The following is a 16,649-nucleotide window of genomic DNA, read 5'->3' on the forward strand; positions in this document are numbered from 1 at the left end:
CTTCATCGCTTAAAGTAAAATGTGAGCCATCAATACGATAATTGGTAATGAAATGAGTGTACGTTCGAAAAAGATGATGACTAAGTCGACAAATTTTACCGGAAGTTTTGAACTTAAAAGTAATGCTCCAACTTCAGACATATAAATTAACTGTGTGACTGATACACTAGCAATTATAAATTTCGTAAATTCACTTTCAACGACTCCATTTCCGATAATTGCTGGTAATAGCATATCAGCAAAGCCGATAACCATCGTTTGAGCTGCTGCCGCTGCTTCTGGGATTTGTAGAAGTGATAATATCGGTACAAAAGGAGCGCCTAAATAAGTGAAAATAGAAGTATATTCGGAAAGAATGTTTGCTAATGTGGCAATCGTCATAACGATTGGGATCACACTGATCCACATATCAAGAACATTTTTCACACCGTTTTTGAATATCGTTGCAATTCCATTGTTTAACCGTGCACGCATTGTCGCAAGACGAAGTCCCCATTGTACAGTAGATATCCCTTCAGGTATTGATTCATCGACTTGTTTGCCGACAGGTTCGTAATACGTATCAGGCTTTCTTGAAAGTGGAGGAATGCGTGGCATAATAATGGCACATGCTAACCCGGTAACGATAATTGTTAAATAATATTGCAAGAAAAGATGTTCTAAATCAACATACGAAAGAATAACGATACTAAATGTAATCGAGACGAGGGAAAATGTCGTTCCGATAACAGCAGCTTCACGTTTCGTATAGTAACCTTGTTCATATTGCTTACTCGTTAACAAAACACCGATCGTCCCGTCGCCAATCCATGAAGCTAAACTATCGATTGCTGAACGACCAGGAAGTGTGAACAGTGGACGCATGATTTTTGTCATCAATGCCCCAAAAAATTCAAGCAATCCGAAATCGAGAAGCAATGGTAAAAACAAGCCAGCGAACAAAAAGATTACGAGTAAAAAAGCCGAAAGATCATAAAGCGCAATCGCACCAGTATTTTCAGACCATATAAATGCAGGTCCCCATTCGAATAATGTTAGGACTGCAAAGATCATACTAAAAATTCGTGCAATAATCCAAATTGGACGAACATCGAACAACCCTTTGAAAAATTCGTTTTTCATAATTAATGCGGGTTTTATAACCTTAGTTAATATCGTAAACAAGACGATCACGACAAAAATACTTACTGTGATCACTGGAAGACTTTCTGCAAGAACGTCAGAAAGCCAATTTGCTAAAAAAGCAATAGGAAGTGTAACACTGCCATTATATTTAATCGGAACAATGAATAAAAAGATACCGACTATCGAAGGGAGAATGAATTTGAAATAATCACTTACTGTCGGATGAAAGTTTTTCATTTTCTCCATATGTTCTCTTCACCTTTCTCCTAATGGCTACGATAGAATATCATCGTTTTTATCTGAAGTATATTATACAGGAATATGTATAATTATAAAATGAAAACTTGGTTTCTTAGTATGTTGAAACCAAGTGTATCTCATTTTGTTACCGTTTGAAACGCATTGACAAGTTCAACAATTCTTTTTCTTTCAATGTCTTGCTCATCAAATGACATCGGTTTTGTATTCATTTCAAACAACCAAAAGTTCCCATCTTCATCTCTTCCGATATCGAGCGAACATTCTTTAAATGTTGGGAATAATCTGTTTAGTTCGGTAACGATTTGCTCGACTATGATCGTAAGTTTTTTTACATTTACTTTTGGGCGAATACGATCTAACGGGAGGATTGTTCCTCCACGAAGTGTATGAGTCGTAATGTTGTTAATGTTTGTAGCTCGAACGCCAATGCCGATAACTTTCCACTCTATGTGAGGCTTTAGGAGAAGGATGCGAAAATCATATTTTTGTTCATTCCATTCGTTTAAAGTAATTCCTTGCTGCAAAATAAAACCTGTTTGTGATTGCCGAATTAATGTGGAAAAGAAATGGTAAACATCGCGACTTGTTATGATTTTAGAGTGTGACTGTGTTTTTAACACAATGTTGTTCTCGTCTTGATACATTAACGTAACGATACCATTCCCTGTTTTTCCGTTAATCGGTTTAACATAAATAAATGAATGCTTTTTTAAAAACGTAAAAGCTTTTTCAGAATCTGTCAGTATTTCGGTACGTGGTAAGTGAATATCTAATTTTTGGACGTTTACTAATCGTTCATACATTTCCCATTTATCGATAAAGCGTGGATTAAAATATGGTATGTGATCTTGTTGAAGTCTTTTAAAAAAAGCATTTAATTTTTTTTCAGCTTTTTGTGAAGGCAGCCGGTTGTAGACGACAGAGGGGTAAGGAAACGTCTTTTTTTTCCAGCCGTTATTTTCAAAAACAAAGCCTTCAATCGTTTTTTCTTGGATTCCTAATGGGGTAAATACGAAGCATTTCCCACCTCGAGTCGTTAATTCATCTTGAATGTTTCGGAAAAAGGTTTCATCGCCGCTAAATCCCTTTTGTTTTCGATCGCCAGAAAGGATTCCTACAAGTAGCTTATGTTCCGTCATGTAAGTACGCTCTCCGGTTTCGTTATGATCGTTTCAGTTAAATATGTTCCGAACTCGAACGGCATTTTCCTCGTTATGATATCTTCTTTTTTTAAATTAGGATGAATAAAAATTGCGCGACCAGGTTTTGAATTTGCTTCAAACATCCAAATGTGTCCTTGTACGTCAATACCCATGTCAAAGCCAAATTCTCCATGAATCCCATCAATTTTTTCTTCTAGCGCTTCGCTTAGGAGCAACGCAGCGTTTTGCAATTTACGAATATACGGTCGGAACGATTCGTTCTTTTGAATGAGTTCTTTGATCGTTTTTACACTTCCACCATAGGCAAGATGGGTTGTCACACAATTGTGACCAGAAACTTTTGCAGCGATGGCCGAAACTTGCCATTGACCGTTCATATTTTTGTTCGTATGAATTCGAAAATCAAGTGGTCTATTATTCACTTTCATTAAGGAAATGCCTTGTTGTACAACGAGATCTGAACGTTCATCTGCTCGAAAATGCGTATTAAAAAGATCTGTTAATGAATCGTAACGTTTGATAACCGTTTTGTTTTCATGTTGAAAGCGGCAATAATAAAGTGCATCTTTTTCACGTTTAATAATGTGATAAATCCCGATCCCAAGGCTACCGTTTGTTGGTTTGATGTATACATGTTTATATTGATTGAGCAATTCTTCAATTGTTGTGAGCGACGGATTTATATTCGTTTTTGGTAAGTAGCAGTTTACGTTGTCGTTCTGTAATAATTTTTCATAAATCGTCCACTTGTTAAAGAATCCAGAATTAAACCACGGAATGCAATAATTTGTTTGCATTCGTTTTTTTATCGCTTGCAGTGATGGTAATTGTTCAGCTTTACGATTGGGAATTCTGTCATAAACGACGTGAGGGAACGGAATTTTATGTTGTTGCCAGCCACTTTTCGTATAAAAAAAACCAGAAATCACACCATGGACCCAGTCTATGACGTGAGAACCAAAAATAAAAAAATAGCCTCCCATTTTCGTAGCTGTCGTCAAATATTGCGCAAACAAAAGTGATCGTTCTCCAACGGGCCGATGATGATTGTTCAAAAATCCTGCCGTAAAAATACCGATTAACGGCCCAATATGCAGTTGTCTGTCTTTTATATACAAACGGATGCGAGATTCAAAAGGAAGACATAACTGATCCCATATATTTGCAGAAAGCTCGCAAACGAATTCACTCGAAGCATGTGGTCTCACTCGAACGTTAGCGATATTGGTACCAAAAGTTAGTTCGGTTGGCACATTTTCTGTTTTGTTCAGTTGTTCATAAAAATGTAGTGGAAGTGATAAAATGTGTTTTGAATTGTAGCACTTTTTAAGGAGAATCGGTTTTTCTAATTCATTCATCGTTCGTAACTCCTTTCGATTTGAATCGATGTAAATAAAGACAGTACCGAAGAGGGTTTTCATAAAAGTCTTTGTTTTTTAAAGACTTTAAAATCGTTCGGTATCCTGGTTTTGAATTCACTTCAAGCACCCAACATTTTCCTGTTTGGTCCATCCCGACATCAATTCCCATTTCGTATAATGGACCAAACTGTTTATCAAGAAAAGGGGGGATTGTTGAAACGATGATGTGTAACTGTTTCATCACTTCGTTCCTCTCGTTCATAGGAACGTCTCGAATCCACTCGTGAAAATTTTTCGTCTTTCCGCCGTTATGAAGGTTTGATACGAAGTTACCTTTTTTTCCAAGACGAATGCCACGTCCTGTTTCTTGCCAATCCCCAGTTTCATTTTTTTGAACAAGGATGCGGATATCAAAAGGTTCGCCTTCAAAATTTGTTAACCGTAAAAATGATTGAACAATATAGTTGTTTGTAACGTTAAAATTGTGAAGCCAATGGCTGAATTGTTTTTTTGAGAACATACCCGTTTTCTTCTGCCCATGTACATGTGTTTGGATGACAATGTGATCCTTGGTCGTTTTTGATAAAAAGAAAATTCCTTTCCCATGGGCCCCTCGAATTGGCTTTAAAACAAGCTTTTTTTTATGATTAAGTTTGTTTATTACGTCTACAACACACGTGATTTTTTCAGTTTTTGGTAAAAATGGTGCAAGAATATGATGGTTTTTCATCACTTTGTAAACAGACCATTTGTTTGGTAATCCGATTGAAAGAAATGTTGTTTCCTTTTTGAGCATTTTAACAGTAGCAAATTCGTTTACATTTTGCTTATGCGTATAGTAACAACGGTCGTATATAAAATCAGGTAGCGGAAACGTGCATTGTAGCCATTTATGAAAAAAATGGTCGAACATTTCCCCTTTTACCTCATTTGTTCCAGGATCCCACTGAAGCGGGTGAAAACGAAAGACGATAATATTATATTTTTTGCTTTGTTTCGCGATCGTTGTAAAATAATTTGATTCTAATTGTGGATGCAACGTTAAAATGCCGAGTGAAATCATACGCTGTCACTTGCCTCTCAATGGATTTCAAATCCAGCTAACGAAGCCGCAAATTGAATAAGCGCTTTCGTCGAACGTTTAATCTTATGCCCACTTTCAACGATGTTACTTTCTTCCGTTTTTGATGGTTTCGTATTCATTTCTAGTATCCACGGCTTGCCGAATTCATCGATCATTAGATCAATACCAAACTCCCCGAATGTACCGTCCAATTGCTGTTCGATCGTTTTTACACAGTGCAAGGATAGCTCAACGAGCAAGTTGAGAATGGCGTGACTTTCGTGTTGATTGAATGAAGACGATAAAATTTGTTTAGGACGATGAAGCGAACCGCCCATGGCAACGTTCGAGACGAACCGTTCATTTGCGGAGCGTCGTCCTACGATCGAAGTCACTTTCCATACGCCCGTTCGATCTTTATTACATAAGATTCGAAAATCCGTCGGCTGTCCGTTATATGTTAATGATTTAATGCCTTGCTGAAGGATGTACGGTTGCCGCTTTAAAATTGGAATGACGTTACGTAGAAGATGTAAAAGATTAAATTGTACGTGATGTTCAGATGATTGGTTTGAAAAATGTAGCGTATATTTGCCATTTTCATGGGTGATTTTTACGATTCCACGTCCAAGACTGCCTGTTATCGGTTTTGCAAAAATGACTGTATATTTTTGCAACATAGCATCAAGATCAGAAGCTTTTTGATATAAGACTGTTTTTGGAAGGTGTGGAATGAGAACAGGCTCGTGTTGCAACGCATTGAATATTTCCCACTTATTTAAAAACCGTTCATTAAAGATTGGGATTCGCTGATTGCGAAAACGTGTAAATAACATATTCGCTTCGTCGCTTTTTTCTAGTTTTCGTGATGAGATTCGATTGTAGATGACGTCTGGAAGTGGCATTGCTCCTTTCACCCATTGTTTCATTGTCCAGCGATATCCAAGTATATGAGATTCATGATGTTTAGATTGCAGTGGTATAACGTAGAAAAATATCCCCTTTTGTATACAATATCGTGCCAATTCTTTAAAAAATGATGTCATTGCCCCGAACGGCTCGTATGGAGATAGTTGGTTGCTTTTACTCGCTAACAGCGCGATGACAGGGCCTAATTTTATTTCTTTTTTTTCTAAGTTGTATTGTAATAAGAACGGTCTTTCCTCAAACGGAATGAATAGCTCGGATGCGATATGTTCACTTATTTCTAACACATCTTTTCCAGCATGAACACGAACGAAAACAGAATGTTGGCCGAACGTGAACTGTAACGGTTCATCACGTTTTACCCGTGTATAGACAGATTGTGGAAGTCTAATCTGATAAGGATCAGATTGATGATCCAACGATTTCACAATCGTTTTCATGTGCATATTCTTCCCTCTCTCTTGCATATTTTTGGAAGAATTGATATAGGCAAACGCTGATATCGTATACTATGTACATCTTCTTCATGTTGTGATAAAGTATTCTTGCATTGGAGAACATCTCGTAATTTTTGGAAAAGGTAGATGCTAAATGGATATTGTCTTTCGTTTTTTTATTTTAATTGTTGTCGGTGCACTCATAGGGGGAATCACAAACTTTTTTGCGATAAAAATGCTTTTTCGTCCATTGCATCCCGTTTATATTGGGAAATGGCGATTGCCGTTTACACCCGGTCTGATTCCAAAGCGACATAAAGACATCGCTGAAAAACTTGGTCAAGTTGTGGTCGAACATTTACTTACTGCTGACGGGTTAACAGCGAAATTGCACGAAGAGCAATTTGTAGACGAGCTAAATGAATTAGCGAGAAAAGAAGTATCACGTTTTTTAGATCGTGAAGAAACATTGCTAAATTTAACTCAATCGTTGAGCATTGAACGTGCTCATGAAAAAGTAGAGCAGTTCATTTTAAATAAACTTGAGGAAAAGTATTGGCATGCGATTAGTCGTGTAAAGACCAAACAAATCGTTCATATTATACCTCGAGAATTTCAGGACTATATTGATGAAAACATTCCGGTTTTGATCGATATCGTTTGTACAAAAGCGATTGCGTATATTGAAAGTGAGGAAGGAAAGGATAAAGTCGGTCATCTTATTGACCGATTTTTAGCTGATAAAGGGACGCTCGGAAACATGGTGAAAATGTTTTTAGGCAATGAAAGCATTATGAAAAAAGTTCAGCCTGAAATCGTAAAATTTTTTAGTCAGCCGACGACACGTATATTATTTGAAGAAATCGTAAGGAAAGAATGGTCTAACATTCAACAAAAAGCGATCAGTGATTTTGACGAAAAAATCAATTATGACGCACTATTAAATTGGCTGAAAGACCAAATAAGAAAAAATCTTAACGTCACACAATTTTTTAATCGTCCGCTTGGAGAAATTTTGGCTGAGCAAAAAGAAACGATCCTTGAAACGATAGTTCCTAGACTTGTTATAAACATACGGAATTTTGCTGTATCCAAAATTGAAACGGTGATGGAAAAACTACGTTTAGAGGACATTGTAAAAACTCAAGTTGAATCATTTCCTTTACAACGAGTGGAAGAAATTGTTCTAACAATTTCAAGCCGAGAATTTAAAATGATTACGTATTTAGGAGCATTGCTCGGTGGGGTGATTGGTGCAACGCAAGGGATTATGTTTTTGTTTTTATAATAACAATTTTCTTATTTTTTTTAATCACTTAACAAACATGTTAATAAGCCGATAACTATGTTGTGTGCATAAATTATATCCAAATAATAAATAGTTAACGTTAAGGAAAGGGAAGAAAGATGTCAAACAACATTCGGTTTGTTAACAGGATTTTTTTTAAGCTTATTTTACTTGTTTTTTTAATTGCGCTTTTTATTGGAAGCTCGATTGGAATAACAAGTTATTCGTTTGCAAAAAAAGAGTTAATTGAGAGTGGAAAGCTTGATTTGGAGCATATTGTTCAAAATGCAATTTCTGTCATTGACTTGTTAAATGATGAAGTCGAAAAAGGTAATTTGACATTAGAAGAAGCTCAAGAAGAAGCGCGCCGTATTTTAATCGGTCCCAAAACTGGAGAACAGGAGGGACAATTAACTGATTATACCCAATCTAGTTTTGTGTATAAGGAAGAAGGCTACTTATCCGGGTATGATTCAAACCACCGTGCCATTCTTCATCCTTTTACGTCGCTAGGTGAAGACCGTTCAGATGTTGTTAATAGTAAAGGCGTTGAAACTGTAAAAGGGTTAGTAGAAGCTGCAAAAGCAACGGATCGAGAAGGTCATTTCTATGAATATTATTGGAAAAATCCCGGCGATCATGGCGAAAGGTTGAAAATAGCTTATTTTAATTCGTATGAGCCATGGGATTGGAACTTTGGAGTTGGAGCATATGCTGAAGAATTTTATGAATCACTCGATTCATTAAAATGGATCATTACAATATTAACAGCAATTTCGATTATATTGGGAATTGTGACTGTTTATCTTTTAATGAGAAAAAAATTCACATTGTTATATGAAGCATCTGAAAGCTCTATAGCGATTTCAAACCGCGATTTAAGAGGACAAGATTTGCCAGAAGGCAATGATGAAATCGGTCATTTAGGAGTCGCATTTAATCAAATGCAACGAAGATTGCGCAACCTTATTGAGCAATTACAACACCTAAGTAAAGCGCTTATATCAAATGCGACAGAACTATCGGCTTCTTCTGAACAATCATTAGCAAGTATCGAAGAAGTCAGTGGTGCGATGAATGAAATCGCAACTGGTGCTGTAAATCAAGCATCAGATATTGAAGATGTCAATGAGACGTTAACGATTTTGAATGAATCGATTGCAAAAATGAACAATGAAAACAGAAATATCCGTAAAGTAACAGAAACCTCTGAACAAGCAGCATCGAAAGGAAAAGAAATCGTAGACGTGTTAAAGCAGTCAAATGAAGAAGCGAAATCTGCATCTCTACAAATTATGGAAAGCGTTGGGAGCTTAGAAAGCCAACTGATGAACATAACAAAAATAACGGAAACGATAAATAATATTTCACAACAAACAAATTTATTAGCGTTAAATGCGAGCATTGAAGCAGCACGAGCTGGAGAACATGGCGAAGGTTTTGCGGTTGTCGCAGAAGAAGTGAGAAAACTTGCTGAACAAGCGAATCATGAAACATTACAAATCAAAGAAATGATTGAAGGAATAGAAGAAGAAACGAAAGCAACGATGGATGCGATTAAACGAACAACAGAAATTTCAACGCAGTTAGATGAAGCAGTAAACAATACAGAAAAAGAATTTCATGAGATCTCATCGACTGTTGCAAAGTCTGGAAAAGCTCTTCAACTATTGAATGAGGAAATTCATAGTGTGACAGAGCAAAGTAATCGGATAATGGAAGCAATCCAAAATGTATCAGCTGTTTCACAACAAACAGCTGCTTCGGCGGAAGAAGTGACAGCATCCGTTGATGAACAGAGTCAAGTGATGTCAACGGTAACGTCGTTAGCAGAAAGTTTAAATGAATTGAGTGAAAAACTGAATGAAGGAATTAACAAATATCGCCTCTAAATAGATGAAATGCAGCCTTTTAGGCTGCATTTTCCATATTATTTCACGATGAAAACAGGGCAGTTGGCATGTTGAACGACGTAATGGCTAACACTTCCGAGGAACACTTCTTGCAAACCGCTTAAGCCTCGGCTTCCAATGACGATTAAATCTGTATCACGTTCATTTGCAAAGTCAATAAGAACTTTTGCGGAGTTTCCTTCTAGTACGTACGTACGAAATTGATTTGGAATGTTTAAATCTTTTAGCTTTTGCTCGACCTTTCTCATCATTTTTTCTGTACCTGCACGAAAATCTTTCAACAGACCTTCATTGTACAAACCAAATCCTTCAAGACCTTTTGGCACGTCATAGACTGTAGCGACATCAAGTTCGATTTCTGGTGATTGTTTCAAAAGTTCAATAGCTGTTTGCAACGCTTTTTCACTCAATTTTGAACCGTCATATGCAACTAAAATTCTTGAATAAAAACTAAGCATTTTTAGCATGCCTCCCTTTTGACAAAATGTGCCTTCTTTTAATCTATCATAGCACGAGAACATAAATTTGGAAGATTTTTGCTCATTCCGTCACAGTTTCGGCACGTTTGGAAACTTTTTGAAAGGCATGACATTCTACATTATTTTTCTGCTGACACGATTTGCATAAATGTTTTTTTAACAGAGATGCACCGTGTTCAACTGCTTCTTCTGTTGTACTAAAAATTCGTTCTCCACCAATTTGTTCGTAAAGCCCACTCGTTTTTAAAATGTTTAAAGGCTGTTCGCTTATTCCAGAGACTAAAATAATCCCTTTGCTTTTTTGGAAGTTAGTTACGAGAGAAGCGAGGTTGTTCTCTCCAGTTGCATCAATGAATGGGACACGATTCATGCGAAGTAACAAAATTTTTGGGCGCCGATTGATCACACGTGATAACGTCTGTTCAAATTTCGTTGCCGTCCCAAAAAATAATGGTCCTTCGATCGTATAAATGTCAAATTGCGGACACTCTCGATCAGCGATTGCGTAATCTTGTGGCATATCTTGTAAATGATTTTTCGGAATCATTTTTTCGATATCGAGTGATCGGCTCATTCTAATAATAAAGGAAAGCATTGCTAGCAGTAACCCGACTTCAACAGCTACCGTTAAATTGACAAAGACCGTTAACAGAAAAGTTACGATTAAAACAACTGAATCGCCTTTTTTTAATTGTAAAATTTGCCAAAACACTTTTCGCTCACTCATATTCCACGCAACGATCATGAGGATCGGTGCCATACTCGCGAGTGGAATGTATGAGGCGTAAGGAGCAAATAGGATGAGTGTAACTAAAACAAAAACACCTTGGAATACGCCAGATAGCGGTGTTCGTGCCCCGCTTTTAATGTTCGTTGCCGTTCTTGCAATGGCACCTGTAGCAGGGATTCCACCAAAGAGTGGTGTTACGATATTCGCGATCCCTTGCCCTATTAATTCCCGATTTGAATGATGGCGTTTTCCGGTCATTCCGTCAGCGACGACTGCTGAAAGCAATGACTCAATCCCGCCTAGAAAAGCGATGATAAATGCGGGTTTCCATAATAACAAGATTTTTTCAAATGTTATTTCTGGAAATTGAAAAGACGGAAGTGAATTCGGGATGCCCCCATATGCTGTTCCAATCGTTTCAACTTTTGCTGGATAAAAGAACATCGCGATGACGGTTGGAACGATTAGTGCGATGAGTAAAACTGGAACTTTCGGAGCTATTCTTGGAATGATAATAATACAAGCGAGACCAATAATCGCAGTAAGAATACTATAGCCATTAACCGTGTGTGCTTGGCGAGCAAGTTCTATCATCGTTTCATGAAAATATTCTTTTTTCTCAACGTTTTCCAAGCCAAAAAAGTTCCCAATTTGACCGGTAAAAATAATCACTCCAATCCCCGCTGTAAATCCGATCGTTACGGAGCGAGGAATAAACTTTATGAGATTCCCAATTTTAAAAATCCCCATAATGACTAAAATGAGACCAGCCAATAAACCAGCAATAAGTAGATTTTCATAACCATATTGTAAGACGACCGCAAGCAATATCGGGATAAAGGCTCCAGTCGGTCCTGCAATTTGGAAGCGAGAACCTCCTAATAAAGCGACTAGAATACCAGCGATAACCGTTGTGTAAATTCCATATTCTGGATTTACCCCTGAGGCAATGGCAAATGCCATTCCGAGCGGAATGGCAACAATTCCAACAGTTATACCAGCAATTAAATCTTTGCGAACGTCAGATAGTGTGAGTCCGCTAAATCGGTCATCACGAAACAAAGCTGTCATCTCCTACTGTTGTTCTAAAATAAAAAAGTCTGTTATACAACAGACGAAAGTCGAAAAAAATCTAATTATTATAACGACATTGTCAATACGTATAATAGTATACAGTAAAGCGAATCATTAAGCAAGTTTACGATATTCTTAATAGTTTAAAGGATTTAAGTTTAACAGGTATATTGGACAAACCTTTTTTCATAAAGTTTTGTAGAGAGGAGGTTTGTTTAATATGGTGTATCGATTACTCGTTCTTGACATTGATGGAACGATTTTGCGATCGAATCATCGAATTGATAAGGCGGTAAAAGAAGCAATTGAGTATGTTAAACGCAAAGGTGTTTACGTCACGTTAGCGACAAGGAGGCATTTTTCATCAGCAAAAAAAGTGGCGAAGGCGTTAAAACTTGATTCGATTTTAATTACGCATAACGGCGCTTTCGTAACAGATGACATTGAAAGTCCATGGTTAGAAGAACGGATTTCGGAACAAGAAGTAGATGGAATAACAAAATTGCTCGAAAACAACCAATGCCACGTAAGGATTAAGCATGAACGGTTTTCTTTGGCGAATCGCATTAAACAAAACCAAGAAATTATCGCAAAAATGACAATTGGTGATCCGTTATTTTACCCGATTAATTTTACAGATGAATTGAATGAATATATAAATGAATCACCGATTTCTCCACTCCAAATTGAAGCGTTTTTTAATACGAAGTTGGAAGGGCAAGTGATTCAAAAGGCGATTATGGAACGTTTCCCAAATGTTGAAGTGAACATGTACGATAATCACCGTTTAGAAATAGTAAAACGCAACGTTTCAAAAGGTCGCGCTTTATTAAAGTTAGCCGAACATTTTGATATCTCACAAGATGAAATTGTCGCAGTTGGAGACTCAGAAGCAGATATCGATATGATTCGAGAAGCAGGGCTTGGTGTAGCGATGGGGAATGCCCCTTCCGAGGTGAAACAACACGCCGACTGGATTACACGCAGCAACGATCAGAATGGGGTTGCTTATATGATGAAAGAAGTATTTAGAAAGCAATTACGTTTGCAAATTCGTTCCCTCTAAGGCTACGTCCCTAGAGGGACTATTTTTTGACCTTTATTTATATTTAAAAAAATAAAAAATTGAACTTGCATTTATGTAAGCGCTTTATTAGTATAATAGTATCAGTACATGTTCAAAAAGGAGGATAAAAAACAAGGTTGACTAAACGCTAACGTCCTGAAACTGTGATTATTCGGTGCAAAATAGTAAAGCTGCATATGCAAGCTGCGTCTTGTTGTAACATTAACGTTAGCAAGGCTACGCCAAACAAACTCTCTACTACCTTATGCTTAGCAGACCTAACTACAAAGCATATGTAGATTTAAAGTCTCGGTATAAAAAATCAGTGATTTATAGAGAATATACTAATAGCTGTAATTTAGGTACGCTCTAAAAACGTCATGTCGCTTGAGAAACTTGACATCTATAAATCGAGTGGTATTAAAGGACGTGAATGTCATAGCAGATGAACTTTCGGTTCTTTTGACGAAACATTCGAGCTTCCTATACTTTTTGAACAACCTTTATAAGAGAAAACTCACATAAGAAAGGGTGTAGGTAAAATGACTGCAACAGAAAAACGGTGGCTTAAACATTATCCTGAAAACATTTCAAAAGAAGTTGACATTCCTAACATTCCTGTACAGCAATTTTTAAAAGATACGGCAGCGAAATTTCCAGATAACGAAGCGATTTCATTTTATACGAGGAAAATGCCTTATCGTGAAGTGCTTCAATTAGCAACAATGTTTGCTTCTGCACTTCAAGCGAATGGACTTCAAAAAGGTGATCGCGTTGCAATTATGCTACCGAACTGCCCGCATTACGTCATTTCTTATTACGGCATTTTGATGGCTGGAGGCATTGTAACGCAAATTAACCCGATGCTCGTCGGTCGTGATTTGGCACATATTTTAAATGATTCTGGCGCACAAACCCTAGTAATCTATGAACCGCTGTTACCAGTTTTTCAACAAGTTAAAGATGAAACGCAAGTGAATAAAGCGATTTCCGTTAACTTCCCAGAAAGTGGAAAAGATGTTGAGCCAGCTATTCCGTTCGAGGTCTTTATGATGCAGGCGAATGGGAAAGTAGAGGAGCCAAATATTAATCCTGCTGAAGATGTAGCAGTTTTACAATATACAGGTGGGACGACTGGTCGTTCAAAAGGGGCTATGCTTACACACCGTAACCTTGTTGCAAACGTTATTCAGACATATGCTTATTTCGAAACGGAATTTAATATCGGTGAGGATCGCGTGCTATCGGTTATTCCGCTTTTCCACGTATACGGAATGACGAGCTGTATGAATCTATCAATCTATACAGCAGCAGCAAATATAATGTTGCCTCGTTTTGATTTACAAGAAGTGCTTGAGACGATTAAACGTGAGCAACCGACGACATTCCCAGGTGTTCCGACAATGTATATTGCGATTACGAGTCATCCAGAAGCGGACAAATATGGTGTCGACAGTATTCGCAGGTGTAATAGCGGAAGTGCACCGATGCCAGTTGAAAGTATGCGAGCATTCGAACAGAAAACTGGCGCGATGGTACTAGAAGGTTACGGTTTATCCGAAACATCGCCGACAACGCACTGTAATCCAGTTTTTGGAGAACGTAAGCCAGGAAGTGTTGGAATCGGACTTCCGTCAACGGATTACAAAATTGTTGATCTAGAAACAGGCACAAAAGAGATGCCGATCGGGGAGTCAGGTGAAATTATTATTAAAGGACCGCAAGTGATGAAAGGTTACTGGAATATGCCTGAAGAAACTGAGCATACGCTACGCGATGGTTGGCTCTATACAGGTGACATTGGGAAAATGGATGAAGATGGTTATTTATATATCATTGACCGCAAAAAGGATATGATTATTGCAAGCGGTTACAACATTTATCCTCGTGATGTTGAGGAAGTCATTTACGAGCACCCAGCTGTACAAGAAGCGGTTGTCGTTGGTGTACCAGATGCGTATCGAGGTGAGACGGTTAAAGCAGTGATCGTTTTGAAAGAAGGCCAGACTGTAACGGAAGAAGAGATGATTGAATATTGCAGACAAAACCTTGCCGCTTATAAAGCACCGAAAATCGTTGAGTTTAGAAAAGAGCTTCCAAAAACAGCGGTTGGAAAAATATTACGTAGAACGATTAAAGAACAAGAAATGAAAAAGCATGAACAACAACAACAATCGTAAGCAGCTATGTTCTTGCAGCCTCCATTCGAGCTGTCATTTTATAAATTTGACTCTATGTAAAATAATTCAAGCTATAAAAAATGCGTTCGGACACTTTGAGTCCAAACGCATTTTTAACTTTATTATTCGGGTAGGGAATATAACAGTGCTGCGATATCTTCATACCAATTACGCATATCACGAACGCCCCAACCGATGATGTCAAGGTGGTCAAAATGCTTCATCTTGCCTAAATGGTTCCATACTCCTGTTTGCGGATTTCCGTCATATTCTATTATTTGATCATTCGAACCGATCGTTGGTCCTTTCATGGTGGAGACACTGACGAGACCATCGTTTTCCCACCAAGTTCTGTCGATCGTAAATCTGTTTTTATTGAAAGTTTTTGAACCGATATATCGGCTAAATGGTCGCAAAAATGGATTCATAAATGTGTCGGGAACGTGGTGTCCTGTTAGAAGACTCCGATGTGTTTGTGAGTTGCTAACCGAAAAATAATAAACATCTGGCTGGGCTTTCACCCAACGATTTAATTCATAAGCACCTTCAGGCTTTAAGTCCCAGTTTGCAGTATCTATTGATTTCCACCCCGGACTGTTACGAATTCGCTTGACATATTGAGAAAACCGTTCGTTTTTTTGCTTTACAATTCCCCATTGATCGAGTTTAAAATCATACAAATCTTGATTAATATTCCCAGCAAAAATGGCCGCTCCAATAACCAATTCTTGTATGATTGGAATTACGTCGTTAATCATGTATGCAGCTGTCGATCCGTCGTGGGGAGTAGAGATCGATAAAACAGAATGCACCCAAGGTTGTTCTTCGGAAAACAGGGGAGACACGTCATTTCCACTTGTTCGTTCTCGTTCATCGACTTCGTTAAGCAATTGTGCGAGTGTCCGGATTGTTTGACCTCCCATGCTATGTCCAATTAAATGCACTTTATTTGGTTTACCTGTATCGGGATTTATTTCTCCCCAATCAGGGTACAATCCAGGAAATGTTCGACCATATCGGTTGTGCCCAAATTCATTTGCATGAGCTTCACCGTAGTCTACTGTCCCACCTTTAATTTGATAATAGAGTTCAACTGCTCGATCCCAATTGCTTGAAACAGGTCCGACTGCGGCAGTGTATACGGTATAACCTTTGTTTCTTAAGTCTTTCTCAATGTCATGAATGCCACCCCACATTTTAATGATTCCGCCAAACTCGTCTCTGCCGAATCCGCCTAACCCATGAACGAGAACAATCGGGTAGTTATTTCCGTCATTATGATCAAGCACTTCAACGTTCACGCTTGGTCTGATATGTTCTTCCTTTTCTTCGTTTTGACTAGCGTTGACGGAGCAATGAAATGGTTCTATAGCGATAAGAAGAATGATGACCAGACACGCATAAGTCTTTTTTAACAATAAGAAAACCTCCTTAAATGATCGTGCGTTATATCATATTGTCATATTTTCAAAATATTACAATAATTGGAAATTAAATTCCTTATTGATCATTATGAGTTGAAGGTGTAATATATCTAAATAGATTGACCATTTGACCATTTTGGTCATTAAGGAGGATTAAG

The 16,649-nt window shown here is 37.7% G+C and carries 12 protein-coding genes; 4 read left to right on the plus strand and 8 right to left on the minus strand.

What is annotated here, in order from left to right; all coding sequences use genetic code 11:
• Positions 1–9 precede the first annotated feature (9 nt).
• From ABU914_RS09315 to ABU914_RS09335, 5 genes are all read right to left on the minus strand, one after another.
• Positions 10–1,371, minus strand: coding sequence for a YjiH family protein (locus ABU914_RS09315; protein WP_379669457.1), 1,362 nt, complete (start codon positions 1,369–1,371; stop codon positions 10–12).
• 131 nt (positions 1,372–1,502) lie between these two features.
• Positions 1,503–2,525 carry a YheC/YheD family endospore coat-associated protein gene (locus ABU914_RS09320; protein ID WP_379669458.1) on the minus strand — a complete coding sequence of 341 codons (1,023 nt, stop codon included), beginning with the start codon at positions 2,523–2,525 and terminating at the stop codon, positions 1,503–1,505.
• The gene (locus tag ABU914_RS09325) at positions 2,522–3,907 is read right to left on the minus strand and encodes a YheC/YheD family endospore coat-associated protein (RefSeq protein WP_379669459.1); all 1,386 of its coding nucleotides are present in this window, start codon (positions 3,905–3,907) and stop codon (positions 2,522–2,524) included. The genes ABU914_RS09320 and ABU914_RS09325 overlap by 4 nt, the downstream gene beginning before the upstream one ends.
• Positions 3,900–4,973, minus strand: coding sequence for a YheC/YheD family endospore coat-associated protein (locus tag ABU914_RS09330; RefSeq protein WP_379669460.1), 1,074 nt, complete (start codon positions 4,971–4,973; stop codon positions 3,900–3,902). Before ABU914_RS09330 ends, ABU914_RS09325 begins: the two co-directional genes overlap by 8 nt.
• A 17-nt stretch (positions 4,974–4,990) precedes the next feature.
• Positions 4,991–6,346, minus strand: coding sequence for a YheC/YheD family endospore coat-associated protein (locus ABU914_RS09335; RefSeq protein ID WP_379669461.1), 1,356 nt, complete (start codon positions 6,344–6,346; stop codon positions 4,991–4,993).
• Between the two features lie 145 nt (positions 6,347–6,491).
• Between ABU914_RS09335 and ABU914_RS09340 the strand changes: the two genes are divergently transcribed.
• Positions 6,492–7,625 carry a DUF445 domain-containing protein gene (locus tag ABU914_RS09340; RefSeq protein ID WP_379669462.1) on the plus strand — a complete coding sequence of 378 codons (1,134 nt, stop codon included), beginning with the start codon at positions 6,492–6,494 and terminating at the stop codon, positions 7,623–7,625.
• A gap of 119 nt (positions 7,626–7,744) precedes the next feature.
• The gene (locus tag ABU914_RS09345; RefSeq protein WP_379669463.1) at positions 7,745–9,517 is read left to right on the plus strand and encodes a methyl-accepting chemotaxis protein; all 1,773 of its coding nucleotides are present in this window, start codon (positions 7,745–7,747) and stop codon (positions 9,515–9,517) included.
• Positions 9,518–9,555: 38 nt separating this feature from the next.
• Here ABU914_RS09345 and ABU914_RS09350 read toward each other — a convergent pair whose 3' ends face one another.
• Both ABU914_RS09350 and ABU914_RS09355 read right to left on the minus strand, forming a co-directional pair.
• Entirely contained in the window at positions 9,556–9,996 is a 441-nt protein-coding gene (locus ABU914_RS09350) for a universal stress protein (protein WP_379669464.1), read from the minus strand.
• A gap of 82 nt (positions 9,997–10,078) precedes the next feature.
• Positions 10,079–11,818 (minus strand): SulP family inorganic anion transporter, encoded by a 1,740-nt coding sequence (locus tag ABU914_RS09355; RefSeq protein WP_483880148.1) that lies wholly within the window; start codon positions 11,816–11,818, stop codon positions 10,079–10,081.
• Positions 11,819–12,041: 223 nt separating this feature from the next.
• Between ABU914_RS09355 and ABU914_RS09360 the strand changes: the two genes are divergently transcribed.
• Both ABU914_RS09360 and ABU914_RS09365 read left to right on the plus strand, forming a co-directional pair.
• Positions 12,042–12,887 (plus strand): Cof-type HAD-IIB family hydrolase, encoded by an 846-nt coding sequence (locus tag ABU914_RS09360; protein ID WP_379669466.1) that lies wholly within the window; start codon positions 12,042–12,044, stop codon positions 12,885–12,887.
• A gap of 542 nt (positions 12,888–13,429) precedes the next feature.
• Complete coding sequence (locus tag ABU914_RS09365) at positions 13,430–15,067, plus strand: long-chain-fatty-acid--CoA ligase (RefSeq protein WP_379669467.1); 1,638 nt, start codon at positions 13,430–13,432, stop codon at positions 15,065–15,067.
• A 122-nt stretch (positions 15,068–15,189) separates the two neighbouring features.
• Here ABU914_RS09365 and ABU914_RS09370 read toward each other — a convergent pair whose 3' ends face one another.
• Entirely contained in the window at positions 15,190–16,485 is a 1,296-nt protein-coding gene (locus ABU914_RS09370; protein WP_379669468.1) for an esterase/lipase family protein, read from the minus strand.
• Between the last annotated feature and the right edge of the window lie 164 nt (positions 16,486–16,649).

This window comes from Pueribacillus sp. YX66, from assembly GCF_041725775.1.
Lineage (GTDB): Bacteria > Bacillota > Bacilli > Bacillales > UBA6769 > Pueribacillus.